Here is a 23,797-nt window from a genome sequence, read left to right on the forward strand (position 1 = left end):
CGAGGAGGCGGTTCCGGCCCTACTGGCGGCGAACGTTAGTGCGGCAGCGCCGACGATGCCGCGTCAACGACATCCCGGATCTGCTTGATCGCTGTCCCCACACTGTCCCGACTGTCCGACACGCCCAGCACATTGATCGTGGCCTCCAACGCCGAAAGGCGATCGGAAAGCGACTGCAGCTGCGGCGCCGACGGGTTCGTGTCAGCCAGATCGCGGGCTTCCTTGAACACCGCCTTGATCTGGGTCGTCAACTCCTTACCGAGAGTGGTCGCGGCGTTCTCACGGTCGACTTTACTGCCGCCCAGAACGTCGCGTTCGCCATCGTCGAAGCGAACAACGGATACGAGCTGTGCCATGAATCCTCCTGAGGTCCAACGGGTCGGAACTCATCGTACGAGCGTCATTTCCGCTCGACGTTCATCCCGCCAAGTGCTCCCGGTCCGGGCCGGAAACATCACTCGGAGTGCGGAGCTCGGTGAGTACAGGTAGGTGATCGCTGCCCAACGCCGGCACCACCGTCAGCGAAGGTCTGTCGATACGGTCTGGGCGAACCAACACATGGTCCAACTGGACCGGCGCACCATCGCGGGCGCCGCCGACCGCGTCCCCGGTGCGATGGGCAACCCGCCACGTCGCCTTCCACCCGTCACTGTCTGCACCTGCTGTGACGGCCCGGTACGGAGACAGCCTGTGTAACTCCGTGATCGACGTGTAGCGGCTGTCCCCGTGGTCAACCCCGGGCAGTCCCCGCAGATCGAGATCCCCACCGACCAGCACCGGTGTCCGCCGTCCAGCGCAATGTTCGGCAGCATCGATGGCGTCGGCGATCCGGGCGGCGTCACCCTGGGCGTACATCGTGCAGATCACCATTTCTCCGACACGCAGCGCCAGCCATTCTCCGCCGTCACCGAGCACACCCCCACCCACAGCGGACGTCACATCGCACAGATCTGCACGAACAATGACACCGACGTGACGGCAGTCGCGGGTGGCCGGCAATCCTGGCGCGTGGCAGAGCAGGACAGCCCCCGCGGCGGAAGCGACTGCCTGCCATCCCGCCCGATTCACCGAAACTCGTTGGGGGCAACGGCGAGTGCGGGACTCGAGTTCACTGAGCCCCACAATGCCTGCCCGGGTCAGTAGGTCGCTGATGCTTCGGCACTTCAGTCCCGGTAGGTCACGGTCGGCTGCGCGAGCGGGGTCGAGTGTGCCGCCATTGACGTTCCAGAACGCCGCGGCCAGCGGGGACGGACCAACGGGCACCACAGCATCTGCCTCCCACCCATCGGCGGGAGTCGAGCTGTGGACGAGTTCCTCAATAATCCTCCACGCTGTGGGCGACGGTGACTGCGCCAGCGCCGTCACCAAGATCGCGAAGCGCTCCCGAGGTCGACACGGTGCGAGAACAGCATTGCCGGCCACGTCGATAGTCGGCGGGACGGGAACCTCGAGCACTGACCCGGCGAGCTCACCACGAATCGACGCCGCCCCAGGCTGAGCTGACGTCTCAAGCGCCGCGGCGATGATCCGCCGATAGTGGGGAGTCAGCTGTAGCCGTGTGAAGGTCATGACCCCATCACAGCACGACCCCCAGACAATCCGATGCGCCCCTGGTATCTCAATGCTGCTGCAGACAGCACCTATTCAACCGATCAACTACCAGCAGCGTGTGGCACGGACAGGGACCGCGAGCTCCCGGCCGGTGCGCAGAGGCACCAGCCGGTCTGATCAGAACGGTGGGCGGTCGTCGTCGATTCGGCTGCTCGTCGCCCACCGCCGGGACGTGGGCGACGACACCGCAGCTGTGCCGGCGGCTGGCCGGAATGAGGTCAACACTCCAGCGGCGACCGGTCGAGTTCGGGCGTCGGTGACCGCGGTATGGGCGGCCGACGAAGCATCGGTGATCGGTGGGCGGGTCGGCGGAACCGTCAGCGATCCGCCTGCATCACCGGTAGGCAGACAGTGCAGATACCGTTGTCGAAGCTCGGTAATCCAGTGCTGGTTGGCATCGAGCCATGCGTGGGCGTCGGTGAACGCCTCGACGAACACCGGGTTCGGGCCGAACGACAAACCGGTGACCGAGCCGCCGATACAGCACCACACGTAGCGGCCGGTCGCAGCTGGCGGTGGCGCAGCCTTGTAGAGCTGCACGTGCGCATCCGACATACGGTTGCCCAACCGTTTGAGGTCGGCGGAGTCGTGCAGCCCGTATCCGACGAACAGAACTGACAGTTGCCGCCACACGTCGTCGCGGATCGATGTTGTCGACTGGGTGATCAATGCGATGCCGATCCCGAACTTGCGGACATCGCGGGCGCTGGCTGCCCACTCGTTACTCAGCGCCACAACAGCTTCGGACTGGGTGCGACTGTCCACGGGCCCGCACCACTGCCATGCTTCGTCAACAATCCAGCACGTGTTGTGCACGTACCCGTTCTTGAAGCCCTGTTGGCCAGCGCGTTTGGTGGTGGTGACCAGTTGATGCATGATCCGCGCTTTGACGTCAGTGCTGTCCAGAATCTCTGCAGCCTTGTCGCTCGCTGTTGCATCGGCCGACAAGTCCAGGATGAGTAGTGGTGCGGGCGCTCCGTCGGGCGGCCGCAACGCTTCGGCGAGCAATCCCCACGCGCTGCGACGCTGATACTTCTCCCCCAGCTCCCCGGCAGGTGTCCCGGCAGCGATCTGGGCGAGGCCGGCCGCGTTGTACGGCAACCACAGTTGGTGGATCGCCGCGAAGATTTCGAGGAGCTGATCGAAGCGTTCACTCCCTCCGGCATCGAGTGCTCCCGGAGGGAGTCGGTCGAGCATTGCCTGCGGGATCGGCTCCCCACGCGAGTCGCACTCCGGGCGATGCAGAGTGGCACCCACCCGATCCTGTTGATCGCGACCGGCATACACGGTCCCGGTGGGAAGAATGTCGTACAGAGTTTGCAGGAGATACCGCAGAAGTGCGGTGGAATCGGCGTCAGTCCAATCGGCGGTTCCACATGCTGAGTGCACGTCTTGGGTGCGGCCGAGTGCGGCGGTGAGGACTTCGCGGGCCGCGGCGATGTTGTCGTCTGCGCCCGCCCCGAACGCCAAGTGCCGGAAGAACCCGGACTCCTGCAGTAGCTGCAGGAACATCGGCGCGTCCTTCTGCAGTCGTAGCGACTGAGAGATCCGGGCGACCGTCACCTTCCTGCCGAGTGCGGCGGCTACCCCCTGCAGTGAGATCGGCAGACCATGCTCGGAGGACCACTGAGATTGAGGGTCAAGGACGATGAAACCCATCTGCGGATGACGCATCATTGTCGCGAGAACCATTGCGGCAACAGAGCTCTTACCCGAACCGGTCGCACCAAGAAACGCGAGATGCGTTGCCCCTCTCGGGCCGGAGAAGTCACTCAGCGTCAACGGAAGACGCACATGGTCCGAACCCCGCAAGTGCCCGACACAGCCGACGGTGTTCTCGTCGGCCATCAGATCGTCGGCGGTGGCTTGGTCGAGAACCCGCACTCGGGTGCCTGTTGCTGGTGAATTCGACAGCGTCGACGACCACCGTTTCCACGATCCGGGGGTGCCGCGGAATACCGCTTCCACCTTCATCACCACGCGCCGCGTGTCCTGGCTTGCGCGAGTGAGGTTGCTGCCGGAGTCGGCGGCAATGTGGGAGGCCATCACACCGCGCGGATCGGCCAACGCGTTGACCGTTTCGATTGCAGTGATCGTGCCCAAACACACCTCGGTGGAGCCGTCGCTGAAGGGGACGTCCACGGCGAGCATCGCCCCCAGCAGGGGTTGGGTTGCGGAGGCGTGCAACAGAATCAGGTCAAGCCGGTCACAGGAGGATGGGCTTGCGACAGTGGCGACTTCGGGCATGAACGTCAGCGTAATGAGCGGCCTTCAGTCGGCGCGGTACTCGCCTGCCGCCGAGGCGGTGGCCCTGAGGAGGGTGAGCGCGGCGATTGTGGTGCTCGTGTGCGCGAAATGCTGCGGGTATGGTAGGGGACGATCGAAGTCCAACTGAAGTGCGCTGACGTCACTGCGGCATGCGGTGAGAACGTCGGAAGGGTGAAAGCCGTGAGCAAGGTACAGAATCCGATTACAGGCCGACGGCTCCTGGCGGTGGCGGCGATGGCTGGCGCTATCACCGGCGGCGCAGGTTTGGCGCACGCGGACCCGCAGTCCTCCGCCAGCGGCGGGGGGACCTCGTCGCAGCCGGGGATGCCCGGGAGCGAATCCAGCAGCACTCCGGCCGGCACTGACGCCCCCAGTTCCGCGTCGACCGCGGCGCCCGCCGGTACCGACTCCCAGCCGGGGATCCCGTCGGGTGATTCCGCAACCACACCGTCGACGCAGTCCGCGGGTGCACCAACGACTTCCAGCCCGGACAGTTCCGCAACTCCCGGCGGTGAAACCCAACCCGGTATGCCGGGCAGCAGCACCGAGGCGCCCGCCCCGTCCACCCCGACTACTTCGGCACCCGCACCGGCCGCTCCCGCCGACCCCGCACCGGCCGCGCCTGCCCCGGAACCCGCTCCGCAACAGAGCGCAGCGCCAGCTTCCGACGCGCCGACAGTGGTTCCAGACGCCCCTGCCGCGACCGACCCCGCTCCGACGGCGCCGGCAGAACAGTCCGAACCGAGCGCCGCAGTGATGCCGGTCGACACTTCGCAACCTGGGATGCCGGTGTCGGCGGCGCCGACCTTCGCTCAATCCGTGGAAAGCTCCGCCAGTCCCGGCGCACCCGCTGTGCCGGCGGTGCCCGCCGGCACTGTCCACCACACCTCGATCGACATTCCTGTCGCGAGTGCGCAGAGCACGCCAATCACCACCGACGGACATCAGACCGGTCAAGCCGTGTCCGGCTCGATCGGCCCCACCATTCGGGGTGCCGCCGCCGCCGAGGGTGACGGTTCCAGCGGAGCGACCTCGTCCATCGGTGTCATCGGAGACAACCAAGTCGGCGGCACCCAAAGCGGCGACCTCGGGGGCAGCTACCAGGCGAGTGCCGCGACCTCCGGCGCGCAAATCGGGTCGGGCACGGCGAACGTGCAGAACGCGCCGCTGGCCACGAACAACGGGTCCACTGCGACTGTCGCCGCTCAGTGGTCGGCGCCGCAGGGGGTATCGGTGAATGTGTCGGGCAGCGCGGACTTCCGCAGCATGCAGATCCCGCAAGTCCACGGCGGAATCACCGTCAACACGCCGTGGGGCAACTTCGCGACCCCGCCGATCCGGTGACTCGCCGCGACCGTGAAGACCGCGCTGTCGGTGGTCGTCGCGCCGGAAAGCGCACAAGCCACAGAGGTGGAGGTGCCCAGTCATGAACGATGACCTTTGGTCCGGCGACGACGATTTCGACGACCTTCCCGCCGGTGGGCTTGCGGTGGTCACCGAGTCCTCGACGTCATCGGCCCCGACATCGTTGCCGAACCGCGCACCGGCCAGCGACCGGCAGGGCCGACGGGTCGGCGATGACCCCAACGAGATCGTCGACGACGGCGTCACCTACGGAATCGACCCTGACTTCGTCGAAGCGGTGGCGCCCACACTCGGTGCGACGTTCGACTTTCCCTCCGGCGCCGACATTCTGGACCCGCCGCGTTCCCGCACATCGAAGTCAGCGCCGCGACCAAGCAGAGCCGCCGCTACCGATCAGGACACAGACGTCGAGCCTGAGCCTGAAGTGTCTCCGCGTGACGCTCGCCGGATGCAGCGAGAAGAAAAAGCCGCAGCACGTCAACGGGACCGCGACGCCGCCAAGGAAGCCCGCAAGGAGCGGATCGCTGCGCGCAAGGAGCGTCGCAACGGCTCGGCCGACGACACCGCACCGCGTGGTGAGAAGTCGCGTCGCCGCAACAAATGGGTTCCGGTGATCCTGGTAGCGCTCGTCGTGGCGGTCGGCGCTGTTGCCTACTTCTCGTTGTTCTCACGCCCCTCCGTCGACGCCGGAGGGTCTGGACCCGCCCAGTCGACAACGTCGGCGGCCGCCGCGGCTCCCACGTTCGCGGCTGGAGCTGGATGTGTTCCGGGTGCTGCGGCGCAAGGAATGACGATCGCGGACGCCACCAGCAGCACCGACACCACGACTGCTGTCGGAGCTATCAACGCGATGGAGAATGCGTACTACATGCAACGGTCAGGGACGGCGGTGGCCTCATACATGGGGCCCGCATTGAAGCCTGATCCTGCCAAGATCCAGTCCGCCCTCGACGGGTACATCCCCGCAGGCACCAACGTCGCTTACTGCATGCAGGTCGGCGCAGCTGACGCCGGAAACGTGCACGATGTGCAGATCATCGAGTCGCGCAACGGAACTGAGTTCGCTCGCACCCATCAGCAGATCACCGTCGTCAAGCAAACCGACGGCACCTACCAGATCACGTGGGTTCACAAGGTTTAGCCGGCAGTCCGATACGTGCGGGTCGCGTCCGGGTAGCTGTCTTCGAAATAGGTTGACGCTGAGGAAAGTAGCTCCGAGTCGACAAGCTGCACTTGGCGTTTGACCCGAAAGTCCACTTCAGCTTGAGGGAGCGGCTCGAGCACCCGCGGTCCGCGACAGAGAGGGTCGATGCGTGCGCACAGATCAACGGCGACGCTGTCGGATTCGGAGGCTACGGCGGTGAATTCGATCTTGACTGGCCGGTCCAGGAATCGTGGTGCCAAGTAGGTGACGTAGGGCGTCACGTCTTGCCAGTGCAGCATCAACGGCCGAATGGTGTCCGCTAGGTGCCGCAGAGCACTGTTGGTCGGTTGTGCCGGTACCACTGCTGCCACCGGCATCGGCTGCGGTGACAACGCGGTCCCCGGCTCGAGTAGTCCGGCCACAATCATTCGATCTCTCTGGGTACGCAACCAGTCCGCCGCCGGAGGCTGGTCGACGTCACGCGCCCAGGCAGTGGTGAACACCTTCGCGGTGTCCTGTTTCGGTAGCGCCCGAACCTTGCCCTGGTGAGCGAGCTCGACGTAGTGCTCAAGTACTTCGACCGCCCCGGCCTCGCGGAGCGTCACCGACCATCCGTCGGCGGCATCCGTGGGGACCGCCGACAGGCTGGTCGCAATGGAAATCAGTGGCGTCGCCAACGAGCCGTCCATCCAGACCTCGTTGTAGCGTTCCGCAGTCTGGACGGCCACGTGGAGTTCCGCGACTGCCATGATCGCTGACCGCACCGCGGTGACGTGGGAGCCGACGACGGTGGCGGCCGCAGCGGTGTGGTCGACGCTGCCGTCGGAATTCGTCGCGGCGACCGCCACCCAGGTCAACACATCGGTTTGGGTGCTGGTCACCGCGCCGTCGACACACACCACCGGACGACCACTGTCGGCGGCGGTCGCAGGGGGGACCGGACGGAAAGCTGCGCTGCCAGCGAGATTTTCGCGAAGCGAAGCCAAAACTGATTCTCGGACAACGGATTCGCCCAGATAAGTCTCCGCAACCCGAAGGGCGGAAGTGAAGTCCCAATCCATGTGTATGTCCTGCCAGTGAGGGTGTGCGTGCTCGACAACGACGCTAACAGCACACAATTCGGATACGCGGAACACTGCTGACCAGCACATTCAGATCAAAGGATGGGTGATGGACTGGTGCTAGAGTTCAGTTATCGAAGCTCTTAACCGTCGTTCGTGAGGGGACAGTTCCATGTCCAAAGTTGTGACTACTCTGCGACCGCCGAAAGGCGCCATCGCGATCGTAGCGGCAGCGCTACTCGTCGGGGGTATCGCGGCGTCGCCGGCGTCGGCAGCGCCTGCAGCGACGTCAGCACTGCCCGCGTTGCCGGCACCGCTGAACGTGCCCGGCGCTCAGAACGCGATCACCCAGATGACAGCCCCCGGAACCCAATCAAGTCTCCTCGGCGGCGGAACAACTGGTGGTGGAGCCACGATGGGCCCCGACGGACGCACCAACATCAACTTGCCGCTCGTACCAGCCGGCGGGGTGCGCCACCAGTTCGCCAACGCCCCGGCCGTCGAATCGTCGACCAAACCAGCATGCGCGCCGTTCATGCTCATCGCAGTGCCAGGAACCTTCGAGATCAACCGCGACGACAACCCGAACAAGCCGGTTGGGATGCTCGCCAAGCTCGCTGATCCTCTCAAGAATGCGCTCGGGAACCGGTTCAGTTCGACGATGATCAACTATGACGCCGACGCCGGGGTCAACGGAACGTCGTATGCACGATCGGTGGACAACGGTGTCAAGAAGACCCTTGCCACCATCACCGACGCCACCCAACGGTGCGCCAATGCCAACCTCATCCTCGCCGGCTATTCGCAGGGCGCCGACATTGCCGGTGACGCGGCCACCGCGATCGGCAACAAGCGGACCGCGGTGAACCCCAACAGGATCGTGGCGGTCGCATTGTTCAGTGATCCCCAGCGCGCCGACAATTCGAACGTCATCGCCGGCACCAACCAGGCGCGTCCGAACATTCCCGACTTCCTGCAGAAGGCGATCGGGCAACTCGCCAACGATCCGTCCTTCGCTCAGCTGCAGATGAATCTGACGACCGGGGTGCAGTCGCTGCTGCAGCAGGCGGGCCAGGCAATCCCGCAAACCTCGTCCTCGGATATGGCTGGGGCAAGCGAGGGCAGTACATCGACACCGGCTGCTGGACAGGACAACACGAGCACCCCGTCCGCCGACCCGGGGAGCTCGGCCGACCCTGGCAGCTCGGCGGGCGACTCGGGGTCGTCGACCGGTGGTGCCACCACCCCGGAGTCTGCGGATCCCAACGCTTCTCCTGATGGCGGGGCCGGAGCCAGCACCACCCCGAGCGTCGGCATTGCCGGTGCCTCATTTCTCCGTCGCGGCGGCACGGTGCAGCTCGTCGACTTTCAGGCGGCATCCGCCGGCGACAAGCTCGCCAAGGTCACCGGAACCGAACAGTACGACTCGATGAAACAGCTCCTCGGGGATCCGGTCACTGCGATCTCCGCGGCCGGCGAAGTGGTCACAGTCCAGGCGGCCGATATCGCGAAACTCGGTACCGGAAACTACATGTGGAATCGGGCCGGATGGATCAAGGACAAGCGCCGCAAGGTCATTGATCAGCTGTACTGGCTCGGTGCGCAGGAATGCGCCGGGAAGTCGCTGCAGCAGTGCCGCGACGAGTACGTCGACGCGATCGACGGCACCCATCCCGGACTGCTCGCGGACTCGAACGCGCTCACCGCAACCCTCGCGAGCCTGTCCCAGAAGACCCCCAACGCCAACGTGCCCGCCCAGATCCCCGACTCGTGCAAAGACAAGCAGGCCGCCGATTGCGCGCGGCTGCTCGCCTACACCGCCCCGCAGCAGTCGGCCACGTCGGGAACGACCGTCAGCAACAACCTCGGTGGGCTGTCCACATCAGCGGGCTTCACCAACAGCACCGGTGAGACGCTGCAGAAGGCGCAGTTCGTCATCGACGACAACAACAACACGCCGATCGTTCAGCTGGGGCGTAACAGCGAAGGCAAGAAGATCGCTGACAACTCCGGGCGCACCACCTCATGGGAGTCGTGCAAGACCGCCGAGTCGGGGGCCTGGGCCGCATACGGTGACAGCAACCAGACCTGGCTTCGCAGCGCCTGGAATCGCGCATTCCAGAAGAGCGACAACGGCAAGCTGTATATCGACATGTCCGAATCCGAACTCCTCGGACTGACCGGCACCAACAGCGATTGCATCGCATGGTCGGCGATGACTGCGCAGTCGTTCCTCAAAGCCTATCTCGCGCATCGAATCATCTACTCGGACCGCAACTTCCACGCACCCAACGACACCCCGCAATCGACGTCGGGGCGTGGCAGTGACTCCGACCGCCGGACAGAAATCAGCAACCTCTACTCGTACGGAGGGTGCGGCGAGTTCGACAACAACGCCACCCAGAGCATCGCCCCGAACGGGACGTGGTCTCTGGACACCTGCCGCCGCGAATATCTGGGCAACACCAGCAAGTACGGGCGGATGACACTGACCCAGCTGCGGGCGATCGTCGCCGACTCCCAGTCCGCCTACACACAGAACGCCCCCGCATGGACACGTGATGTGCTGTCGATGAAAGCGCTCGGCGCCGGCAACAACGATCAACTGTTCGGTAACTCAGCAGGATTGCGTACCGACGCGCCCGTCGCCGACGTCGGTTGCGGCCCGTACGCGGTGAGCGTGTGCGCCGCGGCGAAGACTGCGATCTCCGGTCCGGCAGCACAACCGGCGGGCCTCACCACGATGGTGCATCCGTCGTATCCGCCGGTGACCAATGGTGCGTTCGTCTCACCCGGCCGGACCTCGGAAACCCAGACAGCGAACTCCCCAGCCGACATTCAACGTTTGACCACCCAAGGTTATGTGTGGGCGGATCAGCCGACAGCGGCCCGGGTCAAAGCTCTCGATGCCGCTGTCGCCGCTCTCGGGGCTTCCGGTGACCAGCCGGCGACTGCTCCCGACGGGGTGTCCACCCTCATCAAGAAGAGTGACCCCCCGACGCAGTCGCGGACCGACATCGACGGTGACGGCGGCGCGGCCATCGGAACCACCGTCAAGGTGTCGGATCTGTCGGCAGCACAGGTCAAAGCGCACCTGGCGAACGGATGGGTGTGGGGCCGGTCGGATTCCCAGAACGACGAACGCAAGAAGCTCGTGTACGGGATGTACACGCTCGGCGCGTGCGGCGATCATGCCGAACTCACCTGGAAACAGTGCTACCAGTCTTACTTCGACGATGGCGGCCCGGTGAGCCCGAACCGGGCAGTCTCCAATGGCGAGTTGGCCCAACGCATTACCCAGCTCAACAGCGACCAGACACGGCTGCACAGTGGTGAGCAGCTCGGCGCGAAAACCCAGGACCTGATGAAGGACTGCGCCGACCAGAACGTGGTGCAGTGCGGTAAGAAGTTCGGTCTGACCCTGTCGTATCCGAACCAGGACGGTGCCGGCGCCCCCGACCCCACAGGGACTGAAGAGACGACTGAAGCTGCGTCCCCGGCAACCACTGAAGCCAGCGACGAAGGCGACTCCGGGAACTCCGGCAGCGGCGGCGGCTCCACAGGCTCCGGTGACACTGGCAGCGGTGGTTCGACCAATACCGGGGACACCGGCAGCGGTGACACCGGAAGCGGCGCCACGACGAACACCGGCGACACTGGCAGCGGCGGCGGCTCGGCAAACACTGGTGACACTGGCACCGCCGGCACGGGCACCGAAAACGCCGGTGACTCCGGTTCGGGCTCGACTGCGCCCACCACAACCGCCGCCGAAGCTGGTGGCGCTGCGACGACATCGGCCGCCACCGATGCCGGGAACACGGCTGGCGCCACGGCGGGCAGCTCCAACGCAGACGGTGGCCTCGCTGACCGGTTGACCAATCTGATCACTGGGACCGGCGGCAGCACCTCGAGCACGGACACCACAGCGAGCACCGTCAGTACGTCCGGTGGGCAAGTGGCGACGTCGCCGATCACCCAACGCGCCGTCGCGGGCGGCGGTCTCGCCGGCCCCCGCGAGCAAGGGTTCGGCGCGCTTCAGGGACGAGTGATCTCCTTCTGTGTCCCGGGAGATCTCGTGTGCTCACTGCCGGCGAACAGTGAACTCGCCCGGGACCTCACGAAGTTCGCAGAGAACGTGTCCATGGATTTCCCGGACATGCTTTCCGACCAAGGTGCAACGAAGATGGGTGGCCTGCTGGCGTTGCAGGGCCTCAACACGGTCGCCGACATCACTGGGATGCCAAGGACGAAGCTGACCGCAACCACCTTGCAGGCGTTGATCAACATCGCCGCCGGTGGTGCGATGCTCGCCGCGCAGAACCCGGCGGGCACTGCACTCGTCGCCGACGGGGTGTCGCAGCTTCCGAACGCGATGCCGGAGATCTTCGCCCAGCTGCGTGACATCCCCGCGATTCTGCGTGGGCTGCCCAACGCTGGAAACGCGGCGCTGCAGAACACCGGGTTGGACAAGCAACTGGCCCGCATCAACCAGGCGTTCGCCTCGGCGGGGATGACCAGCCCATTGCAGGTCGACAAGTATCCGGCGGCGGCCAGCGCGTTGATGCAGGGGCTGGCGAAGGACAACACCGGACTGGTGCAGTTGGTGACCAACCCCCAGTACTGGCAGTCCAACGCCCACTTGCTGTATCCGCAGCTGAAGGTGGCGGGCGACGCAAACACCTTCACGTGGGTGGAGCAGTGGGTGCAGCAGTTGGTGAAGCTGGCCGGCGGTGGCCGCTGACCGGTGGGTGACCATCGCGCGGTGCCTGCCGGTACTCGCTACAACCATCGCCTTCGGTCGATGAAGCTGGCTGCGATCGAGCTGGCCGAACTGGTCGCAGTAACACGCGAGCTCGAGCCAGCGCGTATCTGTACCGACTGCGGCCATCGGGCCGACGATCATGACATCGACCGCAAGGTTCTGTTGCCGAGTCGACGGCCCGGAGGGAGCGGATGTTTGCACGGTTTGAGCGGCACGCGTCGCGGCTGCTGTTGCGACGAGTTCTCGGTCTGACTCCGCCCCCTCGTCTGCGGTTGGCGTTGCCGTGCGGCCGTGCGGCGCAACGCCGGTCATGTGACGCCTATGTGGGGTAGTTCTGCCGGCGAGGTCTCGCCGAGAACCTGCCAACGCGTCAGGTGGCGTTCAATTGGGGTGGTGGGTGCGCCACCACCGCCAGACGGTCTCCAAGCGGGCACCGGCGGCGTCGGGTAACGGCCACCATTGTCTGCGGTGACGAGTCCACCGCATCGTGACGCCAATGCCGATGGTGCACATCACCGCCCATACGACTACTGCGGCCACGCGGAGCAGGTCGGTGGTCTCGACGACGATCGCAATGCTCCCCGCCAGACACACCGCCAAGCCGACGGCGATGGTCCCGACGGGGACGCTGGGTTGCCGATCGCTCACGATGTCGGTCAGTTCTGGATCGGGAGGATTTCCCACGCGTTTCGTTGCGCGTACACCCCTCCGTTGGCGGTGAACGGATGGTCTTGGAAGTAGGTGACTACCTGCGCAATACGGTCGTCGCCGTCGCCGATGTTGGTGATCCCGAAGGCGTCAATTGTGGCGGCCTGCGGCGACTTCTTGACGTTCTGCGCGAGAACGGTCGCCACGTCTTTGAGTTGATCGGTGGTGGCGCCGGGTTCCATGCACACCAGGATCACCACCGCCACCTTCCCGTTCGGTGCGGGGTTCGTCACTACGTCCGCCAGGTTCGCGTGGTACGGCAGTCCTGCGTCACCGATGGTGGCGCTGACCATCTGATAGTTCGTATTCGCCGATGTGCTGCGGGAGCATGGGGCGAACCCGGCCTCGTAGGCGGGACCGGTCGCCTGTACGGGCGGTTCGGAGTCGCCGCTGGTGGCCCACACCGACACCCCGATGATGGCGGCGACCACGATGATGGCGATCGCCGCGGACAGCAGTCGCCCTCGCCGCGACAACTCACCCCAGCGGGGCAGCCGATCGAGCAGGTCCATGAGACGGTCACGCATAGGGTGATCTCCCTCGTTGTCGGGTGTACCTGCTGATTGTTCCACCCGCGTTTTCGGTTGCCGTGCATCGTCACTACCGGTCTGAGCATGGTCACGGCCCGGCCCTGATGGTGTTCAGGGCCGGGCCGCAGGCTGGGGCGGGAGTGGTCAGTCGAGCGCCTTGTCGCGGATGACCTCGAGGAGCGTGTCGGCGGTCTCCTGTCGGAAGTCATCGTCGCCGACGTCCTTGAGGGTGGCCAGAACGGCGAGAACATCGGCCGAGGAGAGGTTGTCGTCGTGGGCGGCGTCGAGGTCGACGATCACGATGTCGGGGCTGCGGGTGATGATCTCGCCGTTCTGTTTGACGACGAGTGTCTTCGCAGCGTCCTGCGTTGCAGGTGTTTTGCGGGGCCGGCGGCTGCGTTTCGGTTTGTCGGTGCGGGCGGTGGATGCTGCTGCTGGTGCGGTGTCGGCGGGCGGTGCATCGCTGTCGGCCGCAGAGGTTTCGGCAGTGGAGGTGTCGGGTGCGGCGGCCACGGTGTCGTTGCTGTCGGCCGCGGTGGAACCGTGGTCGGCGACGTCGGGAACCTCGCCGGCCGTCGGGATCTCGGGTTGCACCGGCTCGGCGCCGACGTCGTCACGGTGATCACGGTCGCCGGGCAGGTCGTGTTCGTCGGAGGATTCCCCGGCGATCGGGAGTTGCTGACTGGCGGCCGACTCGGTGGTGTTGACTGGGGCGACTGGTGGGCGCACCCTCCCGAACCGGGAGGTCGCTGGGAGCGTCATGGCGAGGTCCTTTCTGAGGGGCATTCCGTACCCAAGTCACGGTAGAAACCTCGGCCAGGCTGGTGCGGCAGTCGACGGCGACGACTCCGTTATCTGTTGCGGTACAGCATGTTAGGCCGTTACGGCTGTCCGTAAACGGCGGAGGAGCTGGAATGCTGCGGTGTACTCGCCGATACGGTTCGGATCTTCCCGTGAGGTGTCGAGGACGCGCCGCAATTGGGTGCGGCGGGCGGCGACTGCCAGTTCGTCGACGTTGTCGCTGTCGCCGTCGTGAAAGGCGATATCCCACAACAGATGGTGGTGGTCGCTGTCGATGACCTCGGCCATGAATTCGCCCCACACCGGTGCGTCGTCGCTGCCGGGGCGGGGTCGGCCCTGTGGATATCCAGACCATGACAGTTCGACGACGGTCGCGACGGCCGGCGCGAACAGATCGTGGAGGCCTTCGGATTCGGTGAGCACATAGAGGCGGGTGGCCTGGTGTGGGTCGTCGATGAGATGGGCGGCGAGGCTGATCTGGTTGCGGTCAACGATGATTCGATCACTGTGATCGCGGAGACCCGTAACTGTCGGAGCTGGTGGTGTGCTGGTCGGCGGCACTCCGCCCGCGGTGAGTTCAGCAACGGTGAGCCGCAGCGTGGTTGCGGCGCGCTCGAGGTATGCGCGCCGCAGGATTGGTGACTGCACCCGACGCAGCCGGGTGACGATGTGGCGGGCGGCGACTGCCACATCTTCGGGGGTGTGATCCGGCGGCAGTACGCAGTCATGATCGGTGAGTAGCTGCAGCAACGGAACTCGCTGCGAAACGAGGTCGGTGAGGACGCTTTCGCCGTCACGGGTTCGTACGTCGCAGGCGTCGGCTTTGTTGCCGTAGCTGCTGTAGTCGACGGCGGTGATTCGGGAGGTGATGTGTTGTAGCGCAAGGAACGCCCGCCATGCGGCGTCTCTCCCACCCTTGTCGTTGTCGAAGGCGGTGATCACCTCACCGTCTTCCCCGACACGGCCAGCGAGTAGTTGCGCTTGTTCGGTGGTGACTGCTGTGCCGTTCGTGGCGACGACGTTGCGGTGGCCGGCGGCGGCGAATGCCATGGTGTCGGTGTAGCCCTCTACGACGATCACGGCTCGGGCGGCCAGGATGTGCTTGCGGGCTGCCCACAGCCCAAACAGTGTCGAGCCCTTGTGATAGATCGGGGAATCGTCGGAGTTGACGTATTTGCTTGAGGGGTCGTCGGTCAGCGCCCGCCCTGCGAAACCACACAGGCGGCCGCTGCGGTCGTGTAGCGGCCAAATGAGCCGGTCGGCGAAGCGGTCGTAGAAGCCGCCGCGCCGCGAGGAGCGGATCAGGCCTGCCGCCAGGAGCGTGTCGTCGCTGTGGCCGAGCGCGCGTAGTTCGTCTCGCACGGTGTTGGTGGGGTTGTACCCCAGCTCCCACTCGAGACTGTGGGTGCGGTCGAATCGGCGATCGGTGAGGAAGGTGCGTGCGGTCGCGGCCGCACTGCCGTTGAGATGGCGTTGGAACACGGTGTGTGCGTCGGTGAGGGCCGCACGTACAGCACGGTCAGGGAACGTTGATGTCGCGCTATCGGCGGCGTCGGCCGGAACCGTGAGACCGGCTCGGTCGGCGACCTGGTGGACGGCGTCACGGAAGTCGAGGCCGTCGACACGTTGGAGAAAGGTGAAGACGTCGCCGCTTTCCCCGCAGCCGTAACAGTTGAATCGCTGGTAGTCGGTGCGGACTTTGAACGACGGTGTGCGCTCGGTGTGCAGTGGGCACAATCCCACCAGCAATGCGCCTTGCGGCTTGAGGTCGACGTAGTCGCTGATGACGTCCGCGATCGGCACCGACGACCGCAAAGTCGCTACGAAGTCGTCAGGGATGCGCACACTGCCAGCGTACGAACCACGTTTCGGTTACTGCGCTGGTCGGCGGCGATCCTCGGCGGTGGGGGCTGCCGCGGTGGCCGGAGTCCCGTTGGCCCGGTTACGCGCTTGTCGCTGTTCGGCGGCCCGTTTCCGCACATTGCGCCACCACTCTTGACGTTTTGCCTGGTATTCGTCTTCGCGTAGCTGCCACTTCGGCTGCCTGAGCTCGAGGTTGTGTTGAAGCGTCTGCGCCGACGGCCCCTTCTCGGCCAGCACGGTGGTCAACGGCGCTCCGTGTGATCTGACGATGGCGCGCTGCAGTTCCATCGGCGTCCACGCCGGACAGCCGAACCGGCGCAGTGTGTTGCGGTCGTCGTTGTCGTCGTCGACCCACAGCACAATGGGATTACGCTCCCCGTACTTGTTCTGCCAGGTGAAGAAGTGCCGGAGTTTGACGTCGGCGGTGGGCCGGTAACTGCCGTCTTTGATCATGTGCCGCGACAAGATCGGGTTCTGCGGGAGATGTGACTCCCGCAGCCACCGCCAAGTCCGTGACATCGCCTGTTCGGGTCTAGTGGTGGACCACACGACCTGCAAGCCGGCGTCCTCAACATCTTCGACGAGTCGCACACCACGGGCGATCAGCGCTGCCCGACCGTACTGCTTGGCGAAGTCAGCCCACCGCTGCTGCTCAATCAGGTACTCGTACTTGGCCATGTTCGCTACCACACCGTCGATGTCGAAGATGGCGACCGGACCCGGTTTCGGAAGGGGATCGTTCCATGGCGTAAGCCGCTGGCGCTGCGGTGGCACAGAGAAGAGCCCTTTCACGGTCCTACACAGGTCAATGAGGCCGCAGTGGGGGCGGCGTTCTCGTCAACTGTATGCGTCCACCCCGTGTCGGTGACACGAACCTGGCGGTCGTGTCCCCTTCTCGTGCTGCGCTACAACGCCGCAAGCTGCGCGAGGGTCGGTCGGCGTGCGCCGACCGCCGCGAAACCGTCGAATGCCTCACCGTGATACGACACCACCAGCGGGGTCATGACGGGGTTCGGGTCGAAGGCACGCAGACGCACCGAGTTGGCGTCGCCAGCCACCGACGGCGCCAACGCCGCACACAACGCCGGCCACGGCACGTCCACGGAGAAGGAGTCCGAGGTGGACGCAGCAAGTTCCGCGTGCCCACTGTGTCCGGCACTGCGGGTGTCGATGTGCAGCACCTGGCTGGTCGCTGTGCGTGACACCCGCAAGTGGGTGGTGGGCACTCGATCGAGTTTCGCGGGGCGGGTCGCGTGCGCGTAGGACGCCCAGTCGTCGACATCGATGGTGACGTCGTGGCGGCGGCGACCCGGGTCCGGTGCGGCCGGCACGCGCACTTCGTGTGTGGTTGCCGGGAGGATGGCGATACTCGTGTTGTGCGCGGTGAACGACACGTACGTGTCGGCGACGGTGACAGTGACCGCACCTGAGAGAACGTTTAGGGCGGCGGCCGCCGCGGAGATGGGGATGCCCACGGCCGCCGGTGCACCGCCGGTGGCGGGGCCCACTGACGCTGCAGCTTTGATGAGGTCGGTGTCCACGCCGATCTGCAGTGTTGGGCCGGTCGCATCGACGATGAGGCGCGTCGTTCCGGGTGCGGTGCGATAGGCATCGATCAACGCCGAAAGCGCGGCCGCGTCGACGCTGGCGACTCGGGCCGGTCCAGAGCTCAGGCGGGGCCGCAAACAGGGCAGCCTTCCCCGAAGCCGCTCGAGTGGGATGCCGTCCAACGACCAGGTGGTGCCGACGGCGGAAAGTTGATGTTGCGCGGTTCGCAGCATCTCCGAGGACACGAGGACCGTCTTCCTGATCCGGTGGCAGTCGGGTTCTGAGCCTGGCAGGGCGGTGGTTACCGCGATCAGGCTGTCACGGTCGGCGGCCGACACGGTCACATGGCGGTTGGTCACCTCGCATCGCGCGACGTCAAAGTCGGCGAGCGCTGAGGTCAGAATCTTCAGCGACGAATGAAGTTGGGCTGCCGATACGACGGCAGCAGTCGACACAGAACTCATGGTGGTGTCCTCACCTTGCGTGGTTATAGGGCTTCGATAGTTCTCAGCATCGCACATTCGCGGCGACCTGGCGGCAATTGATCGGCGGATGGATGCACGCGGGTGCCTCTACAATTCCGAAGCGTCGGAGCCTTACCCATCGGATGAAGAGGTGACTTGTCGTCTCATGTGCCGCAAAAAGAAGCCTGGTGGTCTCGGCGGCCGCCGTTGCCCGGCATGTTCAGATCCCACCCGCCGCGCCTTGGCGCACGCGGTGCAACGTCTAGGTCGGTGGGAACGGCGGCAGGCTGCCGCTGAGGCTGCCGGGGACGCAACGGCCGCTGATCATGCGTTGGAACGGCTCGTCGCCGCGGTGAACGACATCACTGAACGGTCGACGCGCATTACTGAGCTCAACAACCCGTCTCCGCCGCCACTCCCCGATCTTGACCCGTTCGAGCTCCGGTCAGTCGACCACGATGACCTTGAGACGATGTGGGGAGAGCGAGCGTCTGATCCTCAGGGGCAGTGGCTTATTGAGCGTGAATGGGATCGGCGGGATGCACTCGACCGCGGCTCCCCTGATCTTGATCTGATTCCGTCGCATCGGTACAAGACGCTCGTCGACGAACTCCACATGCCTGAGGACATGTCGGACCGGGAGTTGAAGGAAGCATGGTTGGACTGTCACACCGACCCCGACCTTCGTGAACGCGCCGAAGCGGAGATCGATCGCCGAATGCTTGACCGCAGTGCTCATCCCGCCGACGACCCGGATCTGGCGGATGCCATCGAGGACCGTTTGGATGCGGCGTGGACGTCGATGCGGGCCGCGGACTACCGCCGCTATGAGGCGACGTTGGTTACTGACCCGTCGCTGCGGTTGCAAACCGCGGCGACCCGGGTGCCCACCATGACCGGACGCCAGTTGCGCACCGACTACGAGGAGTACCGCTACGAACGGTTCCTCGCCGCGGAAGAAGCGACTCGCGGGCACATGCTCAACCGGCGCGGCCAGGCGCTGGGAATTGACCCGTTCTCGTTGTTGTCCGGCAACGCTAAACGGATGAAAGCGTATGCCTCCGAAGAGTATTTGGGGTTCATCGGGAGCAGCGGCGGCCACATGTCTTTCGCGCGATTCAAAGCGGCGCGCACCGTCGGCGACTATGACCGTTCACGTGTGGAGGAGTTCCGCGATGCCGTTTCAGTCTGACACCCAGGCGGAGGACGCTTCCCCGGTCGGGGCCGGCGAGCACCGCTACCCGGTGCCGCTGGCGCAGATCATCGAAGCGCAGAAACTCGGCGAGCAAGCAGTGCATGCCGGGATCACGCCCGGGCGAGGCCATTACGTTGCTGATCGGACGCCGCAGGGCCGCTATCTGGCGTTGATGTGGCTTCGCGGGTATCGGGCCGAGCAGCAACGCCTCGCCGACGAACGCGCCGCGGCTCGCGACGTTGACCGCGGCTAGCAGTTGGTGCGCAACACCCGTAGCATTGCATCGTGTTCGGCGGGTGTAACCCACAGGCCGTACACGTGTTTCACCGAGATCTGGTCGCTGACATAACGGCACCTGTATCCGACGTTCGGCGGCAACCATTCAGACGCATCGGAGTCGCTTTTCTTCTGGTTGGTCGGACCGTCAACTGGCACAAGGTTTCTCGGGTCATTCGCGAACTCGAGGCGCGTTTCGGCGGTCCACGACTGGGCGCCAGTCTGCCATGAATTGGCAAGCGCCACAACATGGTCGATTTGAATTGCCATGGCTTCGCGGCCGCGTCGAATATAGTGAATCACCTTACCGGTGTACGGGTCCGGGTCCAACACACCCGAGTACACGATGCACTTCGAACCGGGTTTCAGTACGACATCCTTGAGTGCGGAACGCATTTCGTCGGAGCGCTGATCGCACCCGTTGTGTCCCCACTGCACGTTGACGTTGTCGTCCCACGCCCGCCCGAACTGTGATCGCGAGTATCCCGCCTTGGAGGCGAGCGGCCGCACCGGCAGCTGCGCCAGCATCGCCATCGCATCCGCGGCGTTACCGCTCTGGCCTGTCGGCGCGTCGGCCGCCGCAGTCGCGGCGTTAGGTGTCGCCACCCGCAACGCCGAACACCCCGACACTCCCACAACACCGAGCACCGCTACGGCCACCGCGACCGCGCACTTCGCCGCCACCCCACGCGTCCTGCCCCGTTCACCCATCACTATCTCCGTCCACCTCGAAGGATCATCGTCTCCGGCCAGCCTGGCAACCGTCACCGGCGGGGTGCGGCAGAACTCGAGGTCCGCGCCGGAGCGAGAATGCATACTGTGCGATGCGCGCTGCGGCGACGCGTTTTCGTGGTCACTCGACGGACGGTGGTGTCCACCAGTCCGGCGTTGATGGCGTCCGCTGTCACCGCCGCCAGCAGCGGCGCCAGCAACGTTGACGTGTCCGCGATCTCCCCGCCGTCCCACCGCGCGTCCGAACCTGCGCCGATGCGGGCAGTGGCCTCCGCCAACCGATCCCGACTCTCAACGACGGATGACTCCGCGCCCTGAGGACGGCCCCACTCCCCGTTGTTGATCATCGGCGGGAGCGACGCGTCGCGACTGCGCAGCATGTCCTGGACATTGCGGTCGACGTCGGCGATGCCTGTGTCGTCGACGGAGGGTTGCATCCAGTCCACGCACCGAACCTGGGAGCCGTCGGTGAACCAGGTGACCGCCCGCAGCATCGGACTGTTCGAGCGTTCCGGCGACGCCGCAGGCAGGTAGCCGTCGAGAGGGTCATCACCATCGGTGTTGTGGCGAAACGGGATCGGATCGGTGAAGTGGACTGTGCCCTCGGGCAGCGGCGGCCACCCTTGCACGTATGCCCGGTAGGTGTCGGTCAACGCCAAACTGACCAGCGCCTGACGGAGCTGCAGGTGGTGCACCACGTAGAGCGGTGCGTGTTGCAGCACCCGCGACCGTGCACACAGCATCTGGTGCACAGCCCCAGCCGCCGGCGACAGATGTGGCGGCGGATCTTCGACGGTTACCTGATATCGGTGCTGAATCCACGCGGGCATGATGTCGTCGACCGGCGCCCTGTCGCGTTGGCTTGTCCACCATTCGTCGGCCGAGAACTGTTCGGGCAGTTGACGCATCAGCGCTGCTTGATCGGTGCGCATCCACTTCGCGGACGCCTGCACTTCGGTTGCAGCGTCGTTCACGCACGCCTGCGGTGTGAATATGCTGCCGTTCATCGTGGCCCCTCCACGTCGATGTGGGCGATACGGTCGGCGTCGTCGAGTGTTGCTGTCACTCGCCACTCCTTTTCCCCAACCACCACCGCCTTGGTGTGATGCATGATTCCGAGTTCCCGCCACTGCGCATAGGCGTCGATCGCGGCCCGCACGTCAACCATCGAGTCAGCGGCTGTCGACAGCGTTTTGGCGACTATCAACGGAGTTGGGTCTGGAAGCACCAGGGCGGGGTCGTCGATTCCCACATACACAATCCAGCCGGGCTGGGGGGTGAACGAGAAACTCGTCCATGCTGCGGTCACCGGTTTCGTCGCGGTCACCAGGGCGGTCACCGCGTTGGTGTCGGCGACTGGGATGCGGGCGGTAGTGAACAAGTCGACGTGGTGTCGCTGCCCGAAGGCCTGCACATGGCGTGCGTCGGAGGTCACTGCCCGCGGGAGATCCTCGTCATCCCACGCCCATTGCCAGATACCGTCGCGCGCTGTGCCCAGCACCTGCACCTGGCAGTCGATTCGGGTCGACCCGATCAGGCTCAGCTCATGGGGAAACCGGTAGGTCCACAGTGTGGTGTCGCCGAGGACAGACAACAGGTGCAGCTGATGTTCGACGGCGACACACACGGAGTCATCGACGTTGACGTCAGCGGCGCGCACTGCGGTGGGGGTGGTCATCGTGGCACTTTCAGTTCGGTGGTGAGTGCGGCGGCCAGATCTGTCCAGCCGGTGTAGGCGGCGGAACTGTCGGCAGCGTCGAACGCTACCGCGACGAGCGTGGATTGCCCGATTGTGTCTGCCAATTCGGATGACAGCGCGACGAACGGTATGCGGGGGACGGCGTCGATCGTTGGCGGAAAATACCCAGAATCGGTGAGGTCGAATGTCGCCAGCACCGAATGCGGGTCGAGGGTGTCGGCGTCGACGATGACGCTGCGGCCGCCGATTTCGGCGGCCGCAGCGGCCAGCGCGTAGGCGTGGTGGGTGGTGGTGTAGCCGACCAGACCGGGGGCGGTCAGTGTTGCGCCGGTGGCACTGAATCCGCCGGCGACGACCGCCGCCAGCGCGACTGGGGTGCGGGCGGCGATGTCGGCGATCGCTTCTGGGGGTACGGGAAAGCCGTCAGCGGGTGCGCCGGGCAGCTCATGGGTTCCCCTGATGTGTTCGGCCTGTCGTCGTGCGTAGGCGCCGATGCTCTTCGGGATCGCGGTCACGGCGAGCAGTGTGTCGGCGATCGCGAGGATGCCGGCGGCGAACGGCGCCATCAGAAACCAGCCGCCGGTGGTGATGCTGGCGTGGGTGAGGGCGGCGATCGCGAGGATTACGACGTCGAGGCCTGCGACGACGATGACCGCGATCAGCCACGCAGTCCAGTAGGGGCGGTGGCGGCGGTGGCTGATCACCCGCGCCAGCGCCGCAGCGCATAGCACTGCGACGACGACTGTTTGAACCCATGGGCTGGTAGCTGATGTCATGACGACCATGCCTTCTTCCACTTGGCGGCGAGTGCGAGCCCAAGCTCGACGGCTGACTGCAGAGCGGGCGGGGGCGCCGCCCGCAGGGTGGCTGCGATGACGGTGTGGTCGTGGACCCGGCGGATCTCGCCGGCACCAGTGATCGTGACATCGGCGCCGGGCCCGGTGACGGCGACTCCTGCAGCGTCGGCGCCAGAATTGATTGTGACCGTCCCGCGCGTGGCGAGTAGCGACAGATAACCGGTGTCGACGTCAATCGTGACGTGCGCATCCCGACGGACATCGACGTAGGTGACGCTGGTCTTGGTGATCCGTAAATGCATTCGGCCTTCTCCGACAACCATGTACCGGTACATTCCAGATTCGGCGACGATCTCGACGATCCCGTCGGGATGGGTGTGCACGGGCACGGTGTGGATTCGTGGCTGGTTGGGTGGCCGCCCGTAGTCGCGTGCGGTCACCAGTAGGTGCACACCGGCGAGCATGGATGAGTCGCTGACCGATGCCCGCAGTCCGTGGAGTGTTTGCGGTGTGGCAGAACACAATTGCAGGGCCATCAGGTCGCCGTCCTGCTGCAGGCGCTGTTGTGGCCGTCGTCGGTGGCCACTAGCTGCCCATCGACGTGCACAGCGCAGGACGACGTTCCGCCGAACCATTGATCAACGGAGAGCACGATATTGGCGGTCGGCGAATCCTCATAGAGATACCGCCAGTTTTGCAGCACAACGTCACGGGCGGTGACTTCCTGGCCTCCGCCGACGGAGTAGGTGATGTCGCCGACGCCTGTTCCGGTGATATCGAGCTGGATCGTCGCAATCGTCGCCACAGCGGGCAGGGCTGGCGACGTCGCCGGCGTGGAGAGTTGGGTGCTGTTGTCGGCCGCCGCGCACCCGCTCACGGCGACGACAGCGACGACAGCGGTCGTCACCGCGGGCATTGCCCGACGCAGAGGGAACCCAAGCACGAGTACCACCGTACGAACCCGGTTTCGGGT

The 23,797-nt window shown here is 65.3% G+C and carries 21 protein-coding genes; 5 read left to right on the forward strand and 16 right to left on the reverse strand.

The genetic code is table 11. From position 1 onward, the window contains the following. Positions 1–35: 35 nt before the first annotated feature. The 3 genes from AC5ZH6_RS27770 to AC5ZH6_RS27780 all read right to left on the reverse strand — a co-directional run bounded on the left by AC5ZH6_RS27770 (position 36) and on the right by AC5ZH6_RS27780 (position 3,858). Entirely contained in the window at positions 36–356 is a 321-nt protein-coding gene (locus AC5ZH6_RS27770) for a hypothetical protein (protein WP_496169505.1), read from the reverse strand. A gap of 61 nt (positions 357–417) precedes the next feature. After that, on the reverse strand, positions 418–939 hold the full coding sequence (locus AC5ZH6_RS27775; RefSeq protein ID WP_496169507.1) for a hypothetical protein: 522 nt from the start codon (positions 937–939) through the stop codon (positions 418–420). 789 nt (positions 940–1,728) lie between these two features. Further along, complete coding sequence (locus AC5ZH6_RS27780) at positions 1,729–3,858, reverse strand: helicase HerA domain-containing protein (RefSeq protein ID WP_496169508.1); 2,130 nt, start codon at positions 3,856–3,858, stop codon at positions 1,729–1,731. Between the two features lie 201 nt (positions 3,859–4,059). Here AC5ZH6_RS27780 and AC5ZH6_RS27785 point away from each other — a divergent pair, with 201 nt between their 5' ends. Beyond that, positions 4,060–5,223: a hypothetical protein gene (locus AC5ZH6_RS27785; protein ID WP_496169509.1), complete on the forward strand. Its 1,164-nt coding sequence runs from the start codon at positions 4,060–4,062 to the stop codon at positions 5,221–5,223. An 82-nt stretch (positions 5,224–5,305) separates the two neighbouring features. Next, positions 5,306–6,385, forward strand: coding sequence for a DUF8176 domain-containing protein (locus tag AC5ZH6_RS27790; RefSeq protein ID WP_496169510.1), 1,080 nt, complete (start codon positions 5,306–5,308; stop codon positions 6,383–6,385). Here the strand turns inward: AC5ZH6_RS27790 and AC5ZH6_RS27795 are convergent. Further along, entirely contained in the window at positions 6,382–7,269 is an 888-nt protein-coding gene (locus AC5ZH6_RS27795; RefSeq protein WP_496169511.1) for a hypothetical protein, read from the reverse strand. The two genes, AC5ZH6_RS27790 and AC5ZH6_RS27795, sit on opposite strands and share 4 nt — an antisense overlap. Before the next feature lie 352 nt (positions 7,270–7,621). On the opposite strand from AC5ZH6_RS27795, the gene AC5ZH6_RS27800 reads away from it, so the two are divergent. After that, a complete protein-coding gene (locus AC5ZH6_RS27800; protein WP_496169512.1) occupies positions 7,622–12,190 on the forward strand; it encodes a cutinase family protein in 4,569 nt (1,522 codons plus the stop codon). Positions 12,191–12,592: 402 nt separating this feature from the next. Here AC5ZH6_RS27800 and AC5ZH6_RS27805 read toward each other — a convergent pair whose 3' ends face one another. The 6 genes from AC5ZH6_RS27805 to AC5ZH6_RS27830 all read right to left on the reverse strand — a co-directional run bounded on the left by AC5ZH6_RS27805 (position 12,593) and on the right by AC5ZH6_RS27830 (position 18,125). Further along, complete coding sequence (locus AC5ZH6_RS27805) at positions 12,593–12,859, reverse strand: hypothetical protein (RefSeq protein ID WP_496169513.1); 267 nt, start codon at positions 12,857–12,859, stop codon at positions 12,593–12,595. Between the two features lie 8 nt (positions 12,860–12,867). Continuing rightward, entirely contained in the window at positions 12,868–13,446 is a 579-nt protein-coding gene (locus AC5ZH6_RS27810) for a hypothetical protein (protein WP_496169514.1), read from the reverse strand. Positions 13,447–13,593: 147 nt separating this feature from the next. After that, positions 13,594–14,211, reverse strand: a complete 618-nt coding sequence (locus AC5ZH6_RS27815) for a hypothetical protein (RefSeq protein ID WP_496169515.1) — start codon at positions 14,209–14,211, stop codon at positions 13,594–13,596. 111 nt (positions 14,212–14,322) lie between these two features. Then, positions 14,323–16,095 carry a DNA primase gene (dnaG, locus tag AC5ZH6_RS27820; RefSeq protein WP_496169517.1) on the reverse strand — a complete coding sequence of 591 codons (1,773 nt, stop codon included), beginning with the start codon at positions 16,093–16,095 and terminating at the stop codon, positions 14,323–14,325. 27 nt (positions 16,096–16,122) lie between these two features. Next, complete coding sequence (locus tag AC5ZH6_RS27825; protein ID WP_496169518.1) at positions 16,123–16,791, reverse strand: hypothetical protein; 669 nt, start codon at positions 16,789–16,791, stop codon at positions 16,123–16,125. A gap of 227 nt (positions 16,792–17,018) precedes the next feature. After that, a complete protein-coding gene (locus tag AC5ZH6_RS27830) occupies positions 17,019–18,125 on the reverse strand; it encodes a hypothetical protein (RefSeq protein WP_496169520.1) in 1,107 nt (368 codons plus the stop codon). A 352-nt stretch (positions 18,126–18,477) separates the two neighbouring features. Between AC5ZH6_RS27830 and AC5ZH6_RS27835 the strand changes: the two genes are divergently transcribed. Together AC5ZH6_RS27835 and AC5ZH6_RS27840 are read left to right on the forward strand one after the other, a co-directional pair. After that, entirely contained in the window at positions 18,478–19,317 is an 840-nt protein-coding gene (locus AC5ZH6_RS27835; RefSeq protein ID WP_496169521.1) for a hypothetical protein, read from the forward strand. Further along, complete coding sequence (locus AC5ZH6_RS27840; RefSeq protein WP_496169522.1) at positions 19,301–19,573, forward strand: hypothetical protein; 273 nt, start codon at positions 19,301–19,303, stop codon at positions 19,571–19,573. The genes AC5ZH6_RS27835 and AC5ZH6_RS27840 overlap by 17 nt, the downstream gene beginning before the upstream one ends. Here AC5ZH6_RS27840 and AC5ZH6_RS27845 read toward each other — a convergent pair. From AC5ZH6_RS27845 to AC5ZH6_RS27870, 6 genes are read right to left on the reverse strand one after another with little or no spacing between them, the layout of a single operon-like run. Beyond that, on the reverse strand, positions 19,570–20,307 hold the full coding sequence (locus AC5ZH6_RS27845) for an HNH endonuclease family protein (RefSeq protein WP_496169524.1): 738 nt from the start codon (positions 20,305–20,307) through the stop codon (positions 19,570–19,572). The two genes, AC5ZH6_RS27840 and AC5ZH6_RS27845, sit on opposite strands and share 4 nt — an antisense overlap. 53 nt (positions 20,308–20,360) lie before the next feature. After that, a complete protein-coding gene (locus AC5ZH6_RS27850; RefSeq protein ID WP_496169525.1) occupies positions 20,361–21,335 on the reverse strand; it encodes a hypothetical protein in 975 nt (324 codons plus the stop codon). Further along, on the reverse strand, positions 21,332–22,006 hold the full coding sequence (locus AC5ZH6_RS27855; RefSeq protein WP_496169526.1) for a DUF6882 domain-containing protein: 675 nt from the start codon (positions 22,004–22,006) through the stop codon (positions 21,332–21,334). The genes AC5ZH6_RS27850 and AC5ZH6_RS27855 overlap by 4 nt, the downstream gene beginning before the upstream one ends. Continuing rightward, positions 22,003–22,803: a hypothetical protein gene (locus AC5ZH6_RS27860; protein ID WP_496169527.1), complete on the reverse strand. Its 801-nt coding sequence runs from the start codon at positions 22,801–22,803 to the stop codon at positions 22,003–22,005. The genes AC5ZH6_RS27855 and AC5ZH6_RS27860 overlap by 4 nt, the downstream gene beginning before the upstream one ends. Next, positions 22,800–23,360, reverse strand: coding sequence for a hypothetical protein (locus AC5ZH6_RS27865; RefSeq protein WP_496169528.1), 561 nt, complete (start codon positions 23,358–23,360; stop codon positions 22,800–22,802). Before AC5ZH6_RS27865 ends, AC5ZH6_RS27860 begins: the two co-directional genes overlap by 4 nt. Beyond that, positions 23,360–23,731: a hypothetical protein gene (locus AC5ZH6_RS27870; protein WP_496169529.1), complete on the reverse strand. Its 372-nt coding sequence runs from the start codon at positions 23,729–23,731 to the stop codon at positions 23,360–23,362. The genes AC5ZH6_RS27865 and AC5ZH6_RS27870 overlap by 1 nt, the downstream gene beginning before the upstream one ends. Positions 23,732–23,797: the final 66 nt, after the last annotated feature.

The sequence above is a fragment of the Gordonia sp. YC-XJ4 genome (assembly GCF_059511865.1).

Excerpts from the sequence above, each read along its gene's own strand:
- AC5ZH6_RS27770 (WP_496169505.1), bottom strand. The coding sequence starts at position 356 with ATGGCACAGCTCGTATCCGTTGTTCGCTTCGACGATGGCGAACGCGAC.
- AC5ZH6_RS27780 (WP_496169508.1), bottom strand. The coding sequence starts at position 3,858 with ATGCCCGAAGTCGCCACTGTCGCAAGCCCATCCTCCTGTGACCGGCTT.
- AC5ZH6_RS27790 (WP_496169510.1), top strand. The coding sequence starts at position 5,306 with ATGAACGATGACCTTTGGTCCGGCGACGACGATTTCGACGACCTTCCC.
- AC5ZH6_RS27800 (WP_496169512.1), top strand. The coding sequence starts at position 7,622 with ATGTCCAAAGTTGTGACTACTCTGCGACCGCCGAAAGGCGCCATCGCG.
- AC5ZH6_RS27810 (WP_496169514.1), bottom strand. The coding sequence starts at position 13,446 with ATGCGTGACCGTCTCATGGACCTGCTCGATCGGCTGCCCCGCTGGGGT.
- AC5ZH6_RS27815 (WP_496169515.1), bottom strand. The coding sequence starts at position 14,211 with ATGACGCTCCCAGCGACCTCCCGGTTCGGGAGGGTGCGCCCACCAGTC.
- AC5ZH6_RS27825 (WP_496169518.1), bottom strand. The coding sequence starts at position 16,791 with ATGGCCAAGTACGAGTACCTGATTGAGCAGCAGCGGTGGGCTGACTTC.
- AC5ZH6_RS27830 (WP_496169520.1), bottom strand. The coding sequence starts at position 18,125 with ATGAGTTCTGTGTCGACTGCTGCCGTCGTATCGGCAGCCCAACTTCAT.
- AC5ZH6_RS27840 (WP_496169522.1), top strand. The coding sequence starts at position 19,301 with ATGCCGTTTCAGTCTGACACCCAGGCGGAGGACGCTTCCCCGGTCGGG.
- AC5ZH6_RS27845 (WP_496169524.1), bottom strand. The coding sequence starts at position 20,307 with ATGGGTGAACGGGGCAGGACGCGTGGGGTGGCGGCGAAGTGCGCGGTC.
- AC5ZH6_RS27850 (WP_496169525.1), bottom strand. The coding sequence starts at position 21,335 with ATGAACGGCAGCATATTCACACCGCAGGCGTGCGTGAACGACGCTGCA.
- AC5ZH6_RS27855 (WP_496169526.1), bottom strand. The coding sequence starts at position 22,006 with ATGACCACCCCCACCGCAGTGCGCGCCGCTGACGTCAACGTCGATGAC.
- AC5ZH6_RS27860 (WP_496169527.1), bottom strand. The coding sequence starts at position 22,803 with ATGACATCAGCTACCAGCCCATGGGTTCAAACAGTCGTCGTCGCAGTG.
- AC5ZH6_RS27865 (WP_496169528.1), bottom strand. The coding sequence starts at position 23,360 with ATGGCCCTGCAATTGTGTTCTGCCACACCGCAAACACTCCACGGACTG.